17 protein-coding genes are annotated in these 15,594 nt (G+C 59.8%); 9 read left to right on the top strand and 8 right to left on the bottom strand.

Features of this window, described 5'->3' with window-relative positions:
• Nucleotides 1–145: 145 nt before the first annotated feature.
• Nucleotides 146–802, bottom strand: a complete 657-nt coding sequence (locus tag AB4P91_RS14240; protein WP_395603034.1) for a thiopurine S-methyltransferase — start codon at nt 800–802, stop codon at nt 146–148.
• A 102-nt stretch (nt 803–904) separates the two neighbouring features.
• On the opposite strand from AB4P91_RS14240, the gene AB4P91_RS14235 reads away from it, so the two are divergent.
• Nucleotides 905–1,672 (top strand): DODA-type extradiol aromatic ring-opening family dioxygenase, encoded by a 768-nt coding sequence (locus AB4P91_RS14235; RefSeq protein WP_395603033.1) that lies wholly within the window; start codon nt 905–907, stop codon nt 1,670–1,672.
• Nucleotides 1,673–1,825: 153 nt separating this feature from the next.
• Here the strand turns inward: AB4P91_RS14235 and AB4P91_RS14230 are convergent, their stop codons facing one another.
• Nucleotides 1,826–3,499: a DEAD/DEAH box helicase gene (locus AB4P91_RS14230; RefSeq protein WP_150593157.1), complete on the bottom strand. Its 1,674-nt coding sequence runs from the start codon at nt 3,497–3,499 to the stop codon at nt 1,826–1,828.
• 422 nt (nt 3,500–3,921) lie between these two features.
• Between AB4P91_RS14230 and AB4P91_RS14225 the strand changes: the two genes are divergently transcribed.
• Nucleotides 3,922–4,713: a crotonase/enoyl-CoA hydratase family protein gene (locus tag AB4P91_RS14225; RefSeq protein ID WP_042560262.1), complete on the top strand. Its 792-nt coding sequence runs from the start codon at nt 3,922–3,924 to the stop codon at nt 4,711–4,713.
• A gap of 132 nt (nt 4,714–4,845) precedes the next feature.
• Here AB4P91_RS14225 and AB4P91_RS14220 read toward each other — a convergent pair whose 3' ends face one another.
• A complete protein-coding gene (locus AB4P91_RS14220) occupies nt 4,846–5,601 on the bottom strand; it encodes a spermidine synthase (RefSeq protein WP_150593156.1) in 756 nt (251 codons plus the stop codon).
• A 150-nt stretch (nt 5,602–5,751) separates the two neighbouring features.
• Between AB4P91_RS14220 and AB4P91_RS14215 the strand changes: the two genes are divergently transcribed.
• A complete protein-coding gene (locus tag AB4P91_RS14215; RefSeq protein ID WP_007964815.1) occupies nt 5,752–7,098 on the top strand; it encodes a class II 3-deoxy-7-phosphoheptulonate synthase in 1,347 nt (448 codons plus the stop codon).
• Nucleotides 7,099–7,229: 131 nt separating this feature from the next.
• On the opposite strand, the gene AB4P91_RS14210 is transcribed toward AB4P91_RS14215, so the two are convergent.
• Together AB4P91_RS14210 and AB4P91_RS14205 are read right to left on the bottom strand one after the other, a co-directional pair.
• Complete coding sequence (locus tag AB4P91_RS14210) at nt 7,230–8,456, bottom strand: winged helix-turn-helix domain-containing protein (RefSeq protein ID WP_150596200.1); 1,227 nt, start codon at nt 8,454–8,456, stop codon at nt 7,230–7,232.
• Nucleotides 8,457–8,520: 64 nt separating this feature from the next.
• Nucleotides 8,521–8,742 (bottom strand): DUF1127 domain-containing protein, encoded by a 222-nt coding sequence (locus AB4P91_RS14205; protein ID WP_150593154.1) that lies wholly within the window; start codon nt 8,740–8,742, stop codon nt 8,521–8,523.
• A gap of 97 nt (nt 8,743–8,839) precedes the next feature.
• On the opposite strand from AB4P91_RS14205, the gene AB4P91_RS14200 reads away from it, so the two are divergent.
• Nucleotides 8,840–9,694: a LysR substrate-binding domain-containing protein gene (locus AB4P91_RS14200; RefSeq protein ID WP_187677831.1), complete on the top strand. Its 855-nt coding sequence runs from the start codon at nt 8,840–8,842 to the stop codon at nt 9,692–9,694.
• On the opposite strand, the gene AB4P91_RS14195 is transcribed toward AB4P91_RS14200, so the two are convergent.
• The gene (locus tag AB4P91_RS14195; protein ID WP_191624008.1) at nt 9,684–10,433 is read right to left on the bottom strand and encodes a sulfite exporter TauE/SafE family protein; all 750 of its coding nucleotides are present in this window, start codon (nt 10,431–10,433) and stop codon (nt 9,684–9,686) included. The genes AB4P91_RS14200 and AB4P91_RS14195 overlap by 11 nt on opposite strands.
• A 109-nt stretch (nt 10,434–10,542) precedes the next feature.
• Between AB4P91_RS14195 and AB4P91_RS14190 the strand changes: the two genes are divergently transcribed.
• The 3 genes from AB4P91_RS14190 (at nt 10,543) to AB4P91_RS14180 (ending at nt 12,726) form a co-directional block, all read left to right on the top strand.
• Complete coding sequence (locus AB4P91_RS14190) at nt 10,543–11,499, top strand: LysR family transcriptional regulator (RefSeq protein ID WP_150593151.1); 957 nt, start codon at nt 10,543–10,545, stop codon at nt 11,497–11,499.
• Nucleotides 11,500–11,572: 73 nt separating this feature from the next.
• Nucleotides 11,573–12,028, top strand: a complete 456-nt coding sequence (locus AB4P91_RS14185) for a MarR family winged helix-turn-helix transcriptional regulator (RefSeq protein WP_191624020.1) — start codon at nt 11,573–11,575, stop codon at nt 12,026–12,028.
• A 278-nt stretch (nt 12,029–12,306) separates the two neighbouring features.
• Nucleotides 12,307–12,726, top strand: coding sequence for an organic hydroperoxide resistance protein (locus AB4P91_RS14180; protein ID WP_150772566.1), 420 nt, complete (start codon nt 12,307–12,309; stop codon nt 12,724–12,726).
• Between the two features lie 81 nt (nt 12,727–12,807).
• On the opposite strand, the gene AB4P91_RS14175 is transcribed toward AB4P91_RS14180, so the two are convergent.
• Together AB4P91_RS14175 and earP are read right to left on the bottom strand one after the other, a co-directional pair.
• Nucleotides 12,808–13,377 carry an elongation factor P gene (locus AB4P91_RS14175; RefSeq protein WP_007908599.1) on the bottom strand — a complete coding sequence of 190 codons (570 nt, stop codon included), beginning with the start codon at nt 13,375–13,377 and terminating at the stop codon, nt 12,808–12,810.
• 48 nt (nt 13,378–13,425) lie between these two features.
• A complete protein-coding gene (gene earP / locus AB4P91_RS14170; protein ID WP_395603032.1) occupies nt 13,426–14,568 on the bottom strand; it encodes an elongation factor P maturation arginine rhamnosyltransferase EarP in 1,143 nt (380 codons plus the stop codon).
• Between the two features lie 124 nt (nt 14,569–14,692).
• On the opposite strand from earP, the gene AB4P91_RS14165 reads away from it, so the two are divergent.
• Together AB4P91_RS14165 and AB4P91_RS14160 are read left to right on the top strand one after the other, a co-directional pair.
• On the top strand, nt 14,693–15,100 hold the full coding sequence (locus AB4P91_RS14165; protein WP_395603031.1) for a hypothetical protein: 408 nt from the start codon (nt 14,693–14,695) through the stop codon (nt 15,098–15,100).
• A 2-nt stretch (nt 15,101–15,102) separates the two neighbouring features.
• Nucleotides 15,103–15,585 carry a transcription elongation factor GreAB gene (locus AB4P91_RS14160; RefSeq protein WP_395603030.1) on the top strand — a complete coding sequence of 161 codons (483 nt, stop codon included), beginning with the start codon at nt 15,103–15,105 and terminating at the stop codon, nt 15,583–15,585.
• Nucleotides 15,586–15,594 lie beyond the last annotated feature (9 nt).

The raw sequence follows: 15,594 nt of genomic DNA, 5'->3' as shown, positions 1-15,594 counted from the left end.
TGAATTATGTAATGCCTGTTCCAGCCCATTCGCGAGCAAGCTCGCTCCCACAGGGTTCTATGGTGTTTATGCCATCTGTGAAATTGCACAAATCACGGTGGGAGCGAGCTTGCTCGCGAAGAGGCCAGCGCTCCCGGCAAAAAATCTACCGCCCAGAAACCCGATAAACCCGCTCCTCCAGCCGCGTTACTCCCGCCTGCAAAAACTTCCCACTTTCCTGCAACACATCCTGCACTTGCAGCGTCTGCACCTGCCAGCCAGTACCCAGCAACTGCTGCACCTCATCATCCCCCACCGCAAACGGTGGCCCTGGAATCTGCGCCTGATCGTAATCCAGGGTGATCAGCAGCCCTTCCAAGCCTTGCGGCAGGATCTGCTGGAGCTGCGCTGCATAGCGCTCGCGCATCGGCGGTGGCAAGGCAATCAACGCTGCCCGGTCGTACAGTGCCGTGCACTCCGCCACATCGTCTGCCGTCAGGGCAAAGACATCGCCGCACCACAGCTCAATGGCGTCAGCGCGATAGACCTTGAACGCACCGTTCTCGCTAATCTGTGGCTGCAGCTGATGCTCAGTGAAAAAGTCTTCGACTGCCTTCTCCGACAGCTCAACCCCGAGCACCTGATGACCAAGCCCAGCCAGCCATGGCAAATCCAGACTTTTCCCGCACAGCGGCACCAGTACCCGCGCCGATGCGGGAATGTTCAGATCCGGCCAGTGCCGCTGTAAATACGGATTCACTTGTGGCAGATGAAAGCCGATCTGGTCCGACGCCCACTTCTTGTGCCAGAACTCATGCTGCATATATCCCCCCAAAAAATTCGATCAAAAAGCGTTAAAACTTATATTAGATTTAGATCAATGATCTGACTGAAGATGGGCCATCTTAACGCTCAGGAACCCATCATGTTTCCCAGCCTGTTTATTTCCCATGGTTCTCCCATGCTTGCCCTGGAGCCCGGCGCCAGCGGCCCGGCGCTGACACGATTGGCCGCCGAACTGCCTAGGCCAAAAGCCATCGTGATTGTCTCCGCACACTGGGAGAGCGACGAGTTGCTGGTCAGCAGCCATCCAACGCCGGACACCTGGCACGACTTCGGCGGCTTCCCCCGCGCGCTGTTTGAAGTGCAGTACCCGGCGCCGGGCGATCCGCAACTGGCCGCTGAAGTCGCCGATCGGCTGACCGCCAGCGACCTGCCTGCGCGCCTCGATCCGCAACGACCGTTCGACCACGGTGTGTGGGTGCCGCTGTCGCTGATGTATCCGCAGGCGGATATTCCAGTGGTGCAGGTCTCGCTACCGAGCCGCAGCGGTCCGGCGCTGCAAACCCGTGTCGGCCGAGCATTGGCAGGTTTGCGCGAGCAAGGGATTCTGCTGATCGGCTCAGGCAGCATCACCCACAACCTGCGCGAACTGGACTGGCATGCCGGCCCGGAAAGCGTTGAGCCGTGGGCTCAGGACTTCCGTGACTGGGTGATCGACAAACTGGCGGCCGGTGATGAGGCAGCGCTGCATGACTACCGCCAGCAGGCTCCGAATGCGGTACGCAGCCATCCGAGTGATGAGCACTTATTGCCGCTGTATTTTGCGCGGGGTGCCGGGGGAGCGTTCAGCGTGGCGCACAAGGGATTCACCATGGGCGCATTGGGTATGGATATTTACCGGTTCGGTTAAACAGCCAGAGCAAAAGATCGCACTCCCCCACTGCAGGAATTGCCGAAGGCCGCGATCTGTTGATCTTGACTCTTTGCTCTTGAAAAGCAGGCAAAAAAAATCCCCGAACCAGTCGGGGATTTTTTATGTTCGATCAATCAGCCCAAGGGCGGATCAATCTTCGCGATAGCGACGCAGCTTCAGCTGCTTACCAGCAACGCGAGTGTCCTTCAACTTGGTCAGGAGTTTGTCCAGACCATCTTCCGGCAGCTCAACGAGGCTGAAGCTGTCACGCACCTGGATGCGACCGATCGCTTCACGGGCCAGACCACCTTCGTTAAGGATGGCGCCCAGCAGGTTTTTAGCGGCGATACCGTCACGCGCACCCAGCGCGGTACGGCAACGAGCACGGCCTTCGCCCAAAGGCATTGGCGCGCGACGCTCGCGATCACCACGGTCCGGACGGTCACCGGTACGCTCAGGACGGTCGCCACGCGGTGCGTTGTTCGGCACCAGTGGACGTTCCTTCTCGATCGCAGCCAGCGTCAGCGCCTGACCATTGGTGGCCTTGCGCAGCAGAGCAGCAGCCAGAGCACGCGGCGTGCAACCGATGTCTGCAGTCAGACGATCGAGCAGCTCACCGTGAGTCGATTCAGCATCGGCAACCAGCGGCGCCAGGCTGTTGGTCAGTTTCTTGATGCGCGCATCGAGAACGGCCTGAGCGTCCGGCAGGCGAACCTCGGCAACTTTCTGACCGGTTACACGCTCGATCACTTGCAGCATGCGGCGCTCACGTGGCGTCACCAGCAGCAATGCACGACCTTCGCGACCGGCACGGCCAGTACGGCCGATACGGTGCACGTAGGACTCTGGGTCGTACGGCATGTCAACGTTGAACACGTGAGTGATACGTGGAACGTCGAGACCACGAGCAGCAACGTCGGTCGCCACAACGATGTCCAGACGGCCATCCTTGAGCGAGTCGATTACGCGCTCACGCTGGTTCTGAGCGATGTCACCGTTCAGCGCAGCGGCTTTGTAGCCTTTTGCGTCGAGGGCGCTGGCCAGATCCAGGGTCGCTTGCTTGGTGCGTACGAACATGATCAGAGCATCGAAATCTTCCACTTCCAGCAAGCTGAGAACGGCCGAAGTCTTCTGGTCAGCGTGAACCAACAGGTGAGCCTGTTCGATCGCGGTAACAGTCTGGGTCTTGGTCTGGATCTTCACGTGTTGCGGATCGCGCAGATGGCGTTCGGCAATGGCGCGGATCGACTGCGGCAGGGTCGCCGAGAACAAAACGGTCTGACGGGTCGCTGGCAGAGCCTTGAAGATGACTTCGAGGTCGTCCATGAAACCCAGTTTGAGCATTTCGTCTGCTTCGTCGAGAACCAGGTGGTTCACGGTCGACAGCACTTTTTCGTCACGACGCAGGTGGTCGCACAGACGGCCCGGAGTGGCGACAACGATCTGTGCGCCATTACGGATTGCTTTCAGTTGTGGGCCCATAGGCGCGCCGCCGTAAACGGCCACAACGGTAACGCCCGGCATTTGCTTGGCGTAGGTTTCGAAAGCGGTTGCAACTTGCAGCGCCAACTCACGGGTTGGCGCCAGGATCAGGGCTTGCGGTTCGCGCTTGGCAGGATCGATGCAATGCAGAATTGGCAGAGCGAACGCGGCGGTTTTACCCGTACCGGTTTGCGCCTGACCGATCATGTCCTGGCCGGCCATGATGATCGGGATCGATTGCTGCTGAATAGCCGAAGGCTCTTCGTAGCCAGTCGCGATGACGGCTGCAAGAATGTTCGGATTAAGATTAAAAGCGGCGAATCCGCCGGTTTCCTGGGTCATGGGTCTGCCTCTAAGTGCATCCGCAAAGACCCATGCTCCAAAGCTGCGCATGCCGTGTAAGACTCAAGAGTCGCCCTGGCAGCTTTGTCGGCGGGGATTTGCGAAAACGAATGAAAGAAAAAAAGAAACGTCCAGGAAGAGCCCGCAGTGCGGACATGCAGCCGAAGCTGACTTCGGGGAATTGCGCTACCTTGACGCGGCCTGGCTAAAGGCCGGCGCGCACTATACCGGAAATTACCGAAAAAGGGAGCTTTTTTTATCGCCCGAATCCGTCCGTCACCGTTGTGTAACGGGGTTTTGCGGATAATCGTGCGAAGGTCTATTTTCCAAGGGCCCGGCCCTGCTGAAGATACTGCTTAAACGCTTCACCGACGTGCGGCATGTGGTCGCGGCCCCCTCCCTCCCCGCTCGAGGAAATGCCCATGAATCAGTCCTGTCCTGGTCGCGTCAGCCGGGAGCGCCGTGGTCACCTGCATATGATCGGCCTGGATCGAGCGGCCAAGCGCAATGCCTTCGACCTCGACCTGCTCAATGAGCTGAGCCTGGCTTATGGCGAATTCGAGGCTGACAGCGAGGCGCGGGTGGCGGTGGTGTTCGGCCATGGCGAGCATTTTACCGCCGGTCTGGATCTGGTGAATGCAAGCTCCGCCCTCGCCCAGGGCTGGCAAGTTCCCACCGGCGGTTGCGATCCATGGGGTGTTTTCGTCGGGCCGAGGGTCAGCAAACCGGTGATTGTCGCGGCACAGGGTTACTGCCTGACCATCGGCATCGAATTGATGCTGGCCGCCGACATCAACCTGTGCGCGAGCAATACTCGTTTCGCACAAATGGAAGTACAGCGTGGGATTTTTCCTTTTGGTGGCGCGACTTTACGTTTTCATCAGGTGGCCGGCTGGGGCAACGCGATGCGCTGGTTGCTGACCGGGGACGAGTTCGATGCGCACGATGCGTTGCGTCTGGGATTGGTCCAGGAAGTGATGGCCAGCGAGGATCTGCTGCCCCGTGCGATTGAACTGGCTGAGCGAATTGCGCGACAAGCGCCGTTGGGGGTGCAGGCGACGCTGCTGTCGGCGCGACAGGCGCGGTATGAAGGCGAGACAGCGGCGGCGCAGGGCTTGCCGCCGTTGGTGAAGAAGTTGCTGGCCAGTGAAGATGCCAAGGAGGGGGTGCGATCGCTGGTTGAGCGCCGACCCGGGATCTTCAAAGGGATCTGAGAGAGGCACCTGCCGTTACGGCCTCTTCGCGGGCAAGCCGGCTCGCACCGGGTTCGCGTCGGACACAAAATCTTCTAGCCACGCAATCACTGCGGGAGCGGGCTTGCCCGCGAAGGGGTCATCACTGACGACTCAAGTCGCCGGGCGAATCGCCTTGATCAGCGACTGCAACGAGTAACCCAGCCTCGGCGCCAATGCCTCAGCCCGGGCGGCGACCGCTTCCCTATCCAACGCCTGATCGAGATCCGCCGGCACCAGCAGAATCACATTGCCCTCCTTCACCGGCAGTTCCCAGTAATGCCGGTGATAAAGCCCGCGCAACAGTGCCGCGCCCAACGGCTTGCCATCATCGGTGGCCCATTGGTTGATCACCAGCCAGCCGCCCGGATTCAGGCGTTTCTGACAGTCACCGAGGAAACTCCAGGCCAGATGCCCGACACCGGGGCCGACGTCGGTATAGAGGTCGACGAAGATCAGGTCCGCAGGCTCAGCCGTCGGCAGCAAATCAAGGGCATCGCCGACGCGGATGTACAAGCGTGGATCGTCATCCAGACCAAGGTATTCAATGGCCAGACGCGGGACGTCCGGGCGCAATTCGATGGCCTCGACATCTTCCAGAGGCAGAAACTTGAGACACGCCTGCGTCAGTGTACCCGCGCCGAGCCCAAGGAACAGCGCACTCTCCGGGTGCTCGTGGCACAACGCGCCAATCAGCATCGCCCGTGTGTAGTCATATTCCAGCCAGCTCGGATCGGCAGTGAACACGCAACTCTGCTCGATCGCATCGCCGAATTCGAGAAAGCGGTAATCGGCCACTTCCAGCACGCGAATCACGCCGAACTCATCCTGTACTTCGGCGAGCAGATGCTCGACGCGCTCCTCAGTCATCTTGTCTCCTGGTGGTCACCGGGCGCGGTGACGCGATGGCACCGCAGTTGTGCCGTGGCAAAGCGGCGATTGTCGACGAAGGGGCGGGAACAGGTCACGCACTAATTGCTGCTAACATGGCCTTCCGTGCGTAGAACCTTAGAGACCGTGATGAGCCAACCGTGGAGCCCTGATAGCTGGCGCGCCCTGCCGATCCAGCAACAACCCCAATACCCGGACGCCGCGCACCTGCGCCAGGTCGAGCAAACCCTGGCCAGTTATCCGCCACTGGTGTTCGCCGGCGAGGCGCGGGAACTGCGTCGTCAATTTGCCGAAGTGACTCAGGGCCGTGCGTTCCTGTTGCAGGGCGGCGATTGCGCCGAAAGCTTTGCCGAATTCTCCGCGGCGAAGATTCGCGACACCTTTAAAGTGTTGCTGCAAATGGCGATCGTCATGACCTTCGCGGCCGGTTGCCCGGTGGTCAAGGTCGGGCGCATGGCCGGCCAGTTCGCCAAGCCGCGCTCGGCGAACGACGAAACCATCGATGGCGTGACCCTGCCCGCCTACCGTGGCGACATCGTCAACGGCATCGGCTTCGACGAAAAGAGTCGTGTGCCGGACCCGGAACGCCTGCTGCAGTCGTATCACCAGTCCACCGCGACGTTGAACTTGCTGCGCGCCTTTGCACAGGGCGGTTTTGCCGACCTGCACCAGGTACACAAGTGGAACCTCGATTTCATCGCCAACTCCGCGCTGGCCGAGAAGTACAGCCACCTCGCCGATCGCATCGATGAAACGCTGGCGTTCATGCGCGCCTGCGGCATGGACAGCTCGCCGCAACTGCGGGAAACCAGTTTCTTCACCGCCCACGAAGCGCTGCTGCTGAACTACGAAGAAGCCTTCGTGCGCCGCGACAGCCTGACCAACGATTACTACGATTGCTCGGCGCACATGCTGTGGATCGGCGACCGCACCCGTCAGCTCGATGGCGCGCACGTCGAATTTCTGCGCGGGGTGAACAACCCGATCGGGGTCAAAGTCGGCCCGAGCATGAACCCCGACGACCTGATCCGTCTGATCGACGTGCTCAACCCGGACAACGATCCCGGGCGCCTGAACCTGATCGCGCGGATGGGTGCGAACAAGGTCGGCGATCACCTGCCGGCGCTGATCCGCGCGGTGCAGCGTGAAGGCAAGCAGGTGCTGTGGAGCTCCGATCCGATGCACGGCAACACCATCAAGGCCAGCAGTGGCTACAAGACTCGCGATTTTGCGCAGATCCTTGGCGAGGTTAAGCAGTTCTTCCAGGTGCACGAAGCGGAAGGCACTTACGCCGGTGGCATTCACATCGAAATGACCGGGCAGAATGTCACCGAGTGCATCGGTGGCGCACGACCGATCACTGAAGATGGCTTGTCGGATCGCTATCACACGCACTGTGACCCGCGGATGAATGCTGATCAGTCGCTGGAATTGGCGTTTTTGATTGCTGAAACCCTGAAGCAGGTTCGGCGCTGAGATCTTACATTTGTATCGTTTGAACAGGCGTCATCGCGGGCAAGCCCGCTCCCACAGTGACCGAGTCGTACTCAAGTTTTGTATACGACACAGATCCCTGTGGGAGCTGGCTTGCCAGCGATAGCATCAGCTCAGACAACATCAATCTGCGCCAACGCCAGCCGCAACCGCCCGGCACTCTCGCGCTGACAATTAAGCTGCACCTGCGCCAGTCCCAACCAATCCGCCATTCGCCGTAAATTCAGCGCCAGCGCCAACATCCCCTCTTCATCCAGCCCCGGCTCCTCCTCGTGTACCGCATGCACCGCCAGTCGTCCCGATCCTCGCTCGGCACGCAAGTCCACCCGCGCGGCAATTCGCTCGTTGTGCAAGAACGGCAACACGTAATAGCCGTACACGCGCTTGTCCTGCGGTGTGTAGATTTCCAGACGATAGCGAAAATCGAACAGACGCTCAGTGCGGCTACGCTCCCAGATCAACGAGTCGAACGGCGACAGCAGTGCACTGGCCGCGACCTTGCGCGGGACCTTCGGCGCCGGCAGGCAATACGCGATTTGCCGCCAACCGGCGACTTCGCACATCTGCAATTGCCCCGCCTCGACCAGCTCGGACAGTCGCGGACGTGCATCAGCGGGGTTCAAGCGAAAGTAATCACGCAGGTCTTTTTCCGTGGCCACGCCCAGCGCTTCAGCCGCATGCAGCAATAATCCACGCTGCGCCTGCGCTTCATCAGGCAACGGTTGTTGCAGGATCGCCGCAGGAATCACCCGCTCCGGTAAATCATACAAACGCTCGAAGCCACGCCGCCCGGCGACGGTCACTTCCCCGGCGGCGAACAACCATTCCAGCGCATGCTTTTCCGCACTCCAGTCCCACCAAGGTCCGGCTTTGTCCTGACGAGTCGACAGACTGCCAGCACCGAGTGCGCCCCGCTCTTCGACCAAAGCCAGCACTCGACGTACCGTTTCCTGCTGCTCACGACCGAACTTCGCCAACTGTTGGTAGATGTCTTCGCCACGCCTGGCTCGCTGCATGCGCCAACCCAGCAACGGATACATCGACATCGGCAATAACGACGCCTCATGCCCCCAATACTCAAACAGCGAACGACGTCGCCCCGAACTCCAGGCAGCCTGGTCGAGCAGATCGGGAGAATAGGAACCGAGACGGGAAAACAGCGGCAGATAGTGCGAGCGCACTACAGCGTTGACGGAGTCTATTTGCAGCAGGCCCAGCCGTTCGATCAGCCGGTTGATGTGGGGCGCCTTGACGGTCGGCGGCTGGCGCCCGTTGAACCCTTGGGCAGCCAGCGCCAGACGCCGAGCCTGTTTGAGGGAAAAGGACAGTGTCGCGGGCATGAGCATCTCCTTGTCTGCTCGCAACCTACCTCAGTCCAGAAGGTTTTGTGTAGCGATGGCCTCATCATTTATGCATCGGATCATCCCAGAACGGCCGCACTGACTCATGCTCGACGTCGGCACGACTGACCCCAATGTCTTTCAACGCTTCGTCGCTCAGGCTGGCGAGCAATTCACGCTCACGGTGAAGTTCGTACCAGCGGCTGAACTTGTGCAGCAAGTCAGAAACCATGTGGCCATGGCCGAAAACTTTTTCTTCGCCTGCATACTCTCTTTGACCTTTCATCGTTTTGCTCTCCGTTGTGGATGGCTCAAGTCTCGCGCCAGCGCTAAGATCAATCCAACGAATGTTTCTGATGGTATGCATCACGGAGATTCATCAATTGTCGGCCTACCCCAGTATCGATACCGATGTCTTGCGCACCTTTGTCGCGATAGCCGATCAGGGCGGTTTTACCCGCGCCGGCGAAATGGTCAACCGCACGCAATCAGCGGTGAGCATGCAGATGAAGCGTCTGGAAGAAGACGTGTTGCAGCGCCAGTTGTTCGAGCGTGACGGCCGGCAGGTGCGCCTGACTGCCGAGGGCCAGGTATTGCTCGGCTACGCACGGCGCATCCTCAAACTGCACAGTGAAGTGTTCAATACCTTGCGCGAGCCACACATGGTCGGCACGGTGCGGATCGGCACGCCGGACGACTACGTGATGCGTTTTCTGCCGGGGATTCTGTCGCGGTTTGCGCAGTTCTATCCGTTGATCCAGATCGAAGTGCATTGCGAATCGACCAAACAGTTGTTGCAGCGGACCGACCTTGACTTGTCGATCGTCACCCGCGAACCGGGTAATGAGATCGGCCAACTGCTGCGCAAGGAGCGTTTCGTCTGGGCCGAGGCGCAAAACTTCAGCGCCCACGAGCAGACGCCGTTGCCGCTGGCCATGTTCAACAGTGATTGTTTCTGCCGCTTGTGGGCGTGCAATGCGCTGGACGCGATGGGCCGCGATTACCGCATTGCCTACAACAGCACCAGCCTCTCGGCGCTGATGGCCGTGGTGAGCGCGGGTCTGGCGATCACCGCGCAACTGGAAAGCCTGATCACCCCGGACATGCGCATTCTCGGTGCCAATGAAGATCTGCCGCTGCTGCCCGAGGCCAGCATCATGCTGATCCGCAATCTGAACAATCCATCGCCGATCACCGAATGCCTGGCCGAACACATCGTCGAAGGCTTCAAACTTTAAAGGCGAGCATCACCGCGCACAGCACCAGGAAACCGCAGAACAGCCCACGCAGAAGTTTTTCCGGCATGGCGTGGGCGACTTTCACCCCCCAACTGATGCTGGCCAGACCGCCAATGGCCAGCGGCAAACCGATCATCCAGTCGACCTCCTGGTGTACGGCGTACGTCACCAGGGTGACGCCGGTACTCGGCAATGCCAGCGCCAGCGACAAGCCTTGGGCGACCACTTGCGTGGTGCCAAACAGGCTGGTCAGCACCGGCGTCGCGACCACCGCCCCACCGACGCCGAACAAGCCGCCCATGGTCCCCGACGCTGCGCCGAGTACGCCCAGCCATGGCCAGGAATAACGCATCTCGGCCGTCGGCGCCGGGCGCTTGCCGAACATTTTCAGCAGGTTGTAAACCGAAAGCACCACGAGAAACGCGACAAAGCCGATGCGCATGGTCTGCGCGTCGATGCCCACGGCCCAGATCGAACCGATCCACGCAAAGCAAAACCCCATCACTGCCAGCGGCAACGCGTGGCGCAGTTCGATGCGATTGCGCTGGTGATAGCGCCACAGCGCCAGCATCACGTTCGGCACCACCATTACCAGCGCCGTGCCTTGGGCGATCTGTTGATCGAGCCCGAACCACACGCCGAGCAGCGGGATCGCGATCAAGCCACCCCCGATGCCGAAGATGCCACCCAATGTGCCGAGCGCGGCGCCAAACAGCAGGAACAACAAAAACTCCATCACAGCCGAATTCCTCTGACGTCAGGCGAGTCATCCTACGCAGTCACGGCTGGCGGGGAAACGCATAGCAACGCACAATGGCTGTGCCGATTTCGCACAAGCGTTCAACAACATGAATCCCAATCAATTGACCGATCAACTCGGGCTGTTTCTCGACGTGCTGGAAAGCGGCAGTTTCTCAGCTGCGTCTCGTCGCCATCCACTGACACCTTCGGCTGTCGCGCGACGCATCGATAGCCTGGAAAGCGCGGTGGGCAGCCAGTTGTTCATTCGCAGCACCCATGCCGTACGCGCCACGCCGGCAGGTCTGGCCTTTGCCGAACGGGCGCGGCGGATCGTCGCCGAACTGCAATTGGCCCGCGCCGAAGCGGTTTCCTTGAGCAGCGCACCGGAAGGCTTGATCCGCATCGATGCACCGGCAGCCTTCGGACGCCGGCATCTGGCGCCGGTGATTGCCGATTTTCTGGTGCTGTATCCGGGCCTGGATGTGCAGTTGCACCTGATCGACAGTTTCGTCGACATGCACGGCTCGAATCTGGGCAAGGTCGATCTGGTGCTGCGCGCCGGGCAACTGGCCGACACCCGACTGGTTGCCACGCCACTGGCGAGCATGGTGCGAATCGCCTGCGCGAGCCCCGACTATCTCAAGCGGCGCGGTGTACCGAATCATCCCGCGCAGTTGGGCGAACATGACGGCCTCGACTGGGATGGCCTCGCCCCGCCCTTCGCCTGGCGCTTCGAGCAGGACGGGCAGATGCAGTTGCACCGCCCGGCGCGCATCCGCATGAGCGCCAATAACGCTGAAGCCCTGGTATGCGGGGCGTTGGCCGGGCTGGGCATCGCGCACCTGCCGACGTGGCTGGCCAGCGAATATCTGCTGCGCGGCGAACTGCTGCCACTGTTTTGCGAAAACGGCCTGCCGCAACCCGAGAGCACCGGCATCTACGCCTTGCGCATGGAGCAGCAGACAAACTCGCGCAGCCGCTTGTTGCTGGAATACCTCAAGACCCGCTTCAGCCCGGTGCCGCCTTGGGATCTGGCGTTGCAACGGGATCTAGGCAGACTCTGACGTCTGGAAAATTATCTGGCGCATTAAACATTCGAACGCTAGATTCATGAGCATTACTGATCAAGGCTTTGACATGACCACCGACCGCGACACCTGCGATGACCTGCTGCTGGATAATCAGGCTTGCTTCGCCCTGCATTCCACTTCGCTGATGATGACCAAAGTCTACAAGCCCATGCTGCAAGCCATCGGCCTGACCTATCCGCAGTATCTGGCGATGATGGTGCTGTGGGAGAAGGATGGTTTGACCGTGGGAGAAATCAGCACGCGACTGCTGACGGATCCGGGATCGCTAACACCCTTGCTCAAACGGCTGGAAGGTGAAGGTTTGCTCAGTCGCACGCGCAGCCGTGAAGATGAGCGCGTGGTAATTGTCGAGTTGACCTCGCAGGGCCGCGCTCTGCAAGACAAAGCTCAAAGCATCCCGCAATGCATCCTCGGCGCAAGCGGTTTCAGCCTGGAGCGTTTGCAGAGCCTGCAAGCCGAGTTGCAGGCATTGCGCAGTCATCTGCAAGAGAGCCTCAGCTAAACCCGGGCTGGACCGTATCCATGTAGGAGCAGCGTGCCGCAGCTCCTACAGTTGAACCCTGCGCTGTGCAATTCCCCCCTCCCCGTTCAATGCTGATAACGGCTCTGGATCAAGGGTTCTGACGCTCCTGGCGCTCCTGGCGCTCCTGCCGAACCAATGAAGCCGACTTTTTCCGAAAATTTATCTTGCGCACTAAACATTAGCGAGCTACATTCACCTCGGACTTACTTAGCGCGCAAACAATTAGCGCGATACAACACCCCAACGAGGCCCACACCATGCAAACTCTCTACACCGCAATCGCAACCTCCACCGGCGGCCGTGACGGTCGTGCGATCTCCAGCGACAACATCCTCGACGTTAAACTTGCTACCCCGAAAGAACTCGGTGGTGCTGGCGGCGCGGCGACCAACCCTGAACAACTGTTCGCCGCCGGCTATTCGGCCTGCTTCATCGGCGCACTGAAATTCGTCGCCAGCCAGACCAAACGCAAAATCCCGGACGACGCCTCGATCACTGCTCATGTCGGTATCGGCCAGATCCCTGGTGGTTTCGGTCTGGACATCGACTTGCACATCAGCCTGCCAGGCCTTGAACAAGCCGACGCACAAACCCTGGTCGACGCTGCTCACCAGGTCTGCCCGTACTCCAACGCTACGCGCGGCAATGTCGAAGTACGTCTGCACGTCACCGTGTAAACAAGGCAAAAGATCGCAACCTGCAGGCACAAAAAAGCCCGACTCAATGGTCGGGCTTTTTCTTTCCGCCAAAAACAGTGCTTATTTGGCACGGCCTTTGTAGGAACCGCCTTCGCGGGTGTCGATTTCGATCTTGTCACCGATTTCGATGAAGTCAGCAACTTGCAGCTCGGTACCGTTGGCCAGTTTGGCTGGCTTCATTACCTTGCCGGAAGTGTCGCCACGAGCCGAACCTTCGGTGTAGTCAACGACGCGCACGATGGTGGTCGGCAGTTCTACCGAAACCAGACGCTCTTCGAAGAAGATCGCTTCGCAAACATCGGTCATGCCTTCTTCAACGAAAGGCAGAACGGCTTCGATGTCTTCAGCGTTCAGCTCGTACATGGTGTAGTCAGTGGTGTCCATGAACGTGTAGGTGTCGCCGCTGATGAAGGACAGGGTCGCTTCTTTGCGGTCGAGGATCACGTCGTCCAGTTTGTCGTCAGCGCTGTAAACGATCTCGGTCTTGTAACCGGTCAGCAGGTTTTTCAGCTTGGTCTTCATGATCGCGCTGTTACGGCCCGACTTGGTGAATTCAGCTTTCTGAACCAGCCAAGGATCGTTTTCGAGACGGATCACGGTACCGGGTTTGAGTTCTTTACCAGTTTTCATTGCGAATATCCGAATTTGGATGGGATTTACATAAATCTAGGCCGCGTATCATATCCAATTTAGGTAAAACTGTACCAGCGCTGCGGCAAGATCGGCCTGCAAGCCTTGTTCCAGACACCATGCTTCGGCATTTTCCTGCAGTTCTGGCCAGTGTTTACGCGCGCTGAGCCATTGATCGCCAATCGGCTGCCCCGCACTCCACGCTTGCCACAGACCGTTCATCGCATGGGCTGCTGCCGGCGAGAGGCCTTTCGTATACAGGGCAAGGAAGGCATCGAGCTTGTCCAGATGGATGTCTTCGTCCTGCTGATAGATGTGCCACAGCATCGGCCGCCCCGCCCACTGTGCCCGGACAAATGAGTCCTCACCGCGCACCGCGTTGAAATCGCAGCACCAGAGCAAGTGATCGTATTGATCCTGACGAATGAACGGCAGCACCTGCACGGTCAGCGCCTGACGGACATCAATCGCTCCGACGGCCAGGGATTCCACCCCGAGCCATCGCGCAACGTCACCGAGAATCCGTCCTTCCGGCACCAGCAAATGGGTGGGCGTCGCGCCAGCCGCCAGCACGTCCAGCCAACTGGCCAGCCCGGCGTTCTCGTAGGCAAACAACGAGATCAACTGTGCGTCGGGCGCACGCTCGATGCCCAGACCTTGCAGGAATTGTCGCTGCGCCTGGGCATCGCGCTGAAACTTCCGTCGTTGCTCAAGCAAACCTCGTTCGCGCAGCAGTCCACCCGTGCCGGGGCAGAACCCCGGGAAGAAGAAGATTTTCTGCACCGACTTGTACTTGACCGACGGCAGGCCGTGGCACCCGGTGACCCAGTCTTCGGCGCTGAGATAGTCGAGGTTCAACCACAGCGGTGGCTTCTCCCGTTCGGCCATGACGTCCATATAAGCGCTCGGTAACTGGCAGGCGAACGCTGCGATCACCACGTCAGCGGCGTCGATGGGCAGCCACTCGCTCGGCCAGTGCCGCACCTCTACGCCTTGCTGCCATTGTTGCGCGGCATTGATATCGATCTCGGGACAAATACGTTCGAACGCACGCAGATCATCAACCCACAGCCGCACGGCCAGCGAATGCTCGGCCACCAATTGCCGGGCCAGACGCCAGGTCACGCCGATGTCGCCGTAGTTGTCGACGACGGTGCAAAAAATATCCCAGCGGGTATTCAGTGACGGCATTCAAGACTCCCGTTGGCAAAAGCACCGATTGTCCGCATTAATGAGCGGATGCAGAAGAGCCGACGGCGATTAATCTTCGTGCGACAATCGCCCCTTGCCCGCAACCATCCGCCAGGAGGCAGCCATGCCCTATCGTCCCAACCCGCGTCGGCCCTTGCCTGTTCAGCTTAGCGCGCTGCAATTGACCGGCAGTATTGCCTTGGGCCTGTGGCTGGGTTTCCTCGCGATTGCGCTGACCTGCTGGCTGCTCTCGCGTTTTGTGTTCAACGAACAACTGGCGCCGGCGGCCCAGGCAGTCCAGCAACTGGCCACTCCACCCGTTGTGCAACCGGCGCCGGACATTGCGCCGCAGAGTCCGCTGTTCGATCAGTACGAAGAAAACCTGCGCAAGAACGAACAACAGAATCGTCTCGATCAGGCACGCGACAGCCGCCGTAATCTGTCGAACCCCAAATGTCAGTTCTGGTTGCAACAGGACCAAACCGCGCCCAGCGAAAAAAGCCGCGCCAACGTTTTGCAATTCTGCGATTGATCATGAACAAACACAGCGTCCACCAACTGATTCTCGACAAGCTGCGCATCGACCTCGATATAGCCGAACGCGCCGCGCAAACCGCTTACGAAACCGCGACCCACGAAGAGAACATCGCCGAGAACAAGTACGACACGCTTGGACTTGAGGCATCGTATCTGGCGGCGGGGCAAGCGAAACGCGTGGAGGAAATCCGACAGTCACTGGCGCTGTGCCAGAACCTGACGCTGCGTCCCTATGACGAAAACCGTGGTATCGAGGTCGGCGCCCTCCTCGGCCTGGAAGACGAAAAGGGCCGCGAGCAATGGCTGTTCCTCGCGCCGGACGCCGCAGGCTTGAAAATCGATGTGGTGGGTCAGCCGATTACCGTCATCACGCCGCGCTCGCCGCTGGGCAAGAGCCTGCTGGGCAAGTTCGAGGGGGATGAGGTGGAGATTCTGGTGGCGGGCACCCGGCAACAATTTGCTGTTACCGAGGTGCTCTGAGGCAGGCGA

Origin of the sequence: Pseudomonas sp. B21128, from assembly GCF_044218865.1 — a bacterium.
Taxonomy (GTDB): domain Bacteria; phylum Pseudomonadota; class Gammaproteobacteria; order Pseudomonadales; family Pseudomonadaceae; genus Aquipseudomonas; species Aquipseudomonas iridis.
The sequence above is the reverse complement of the archived record's forward strand: the minus strand, read 5'-3'. Positions and strand labels throughout refer to the sequence as shown.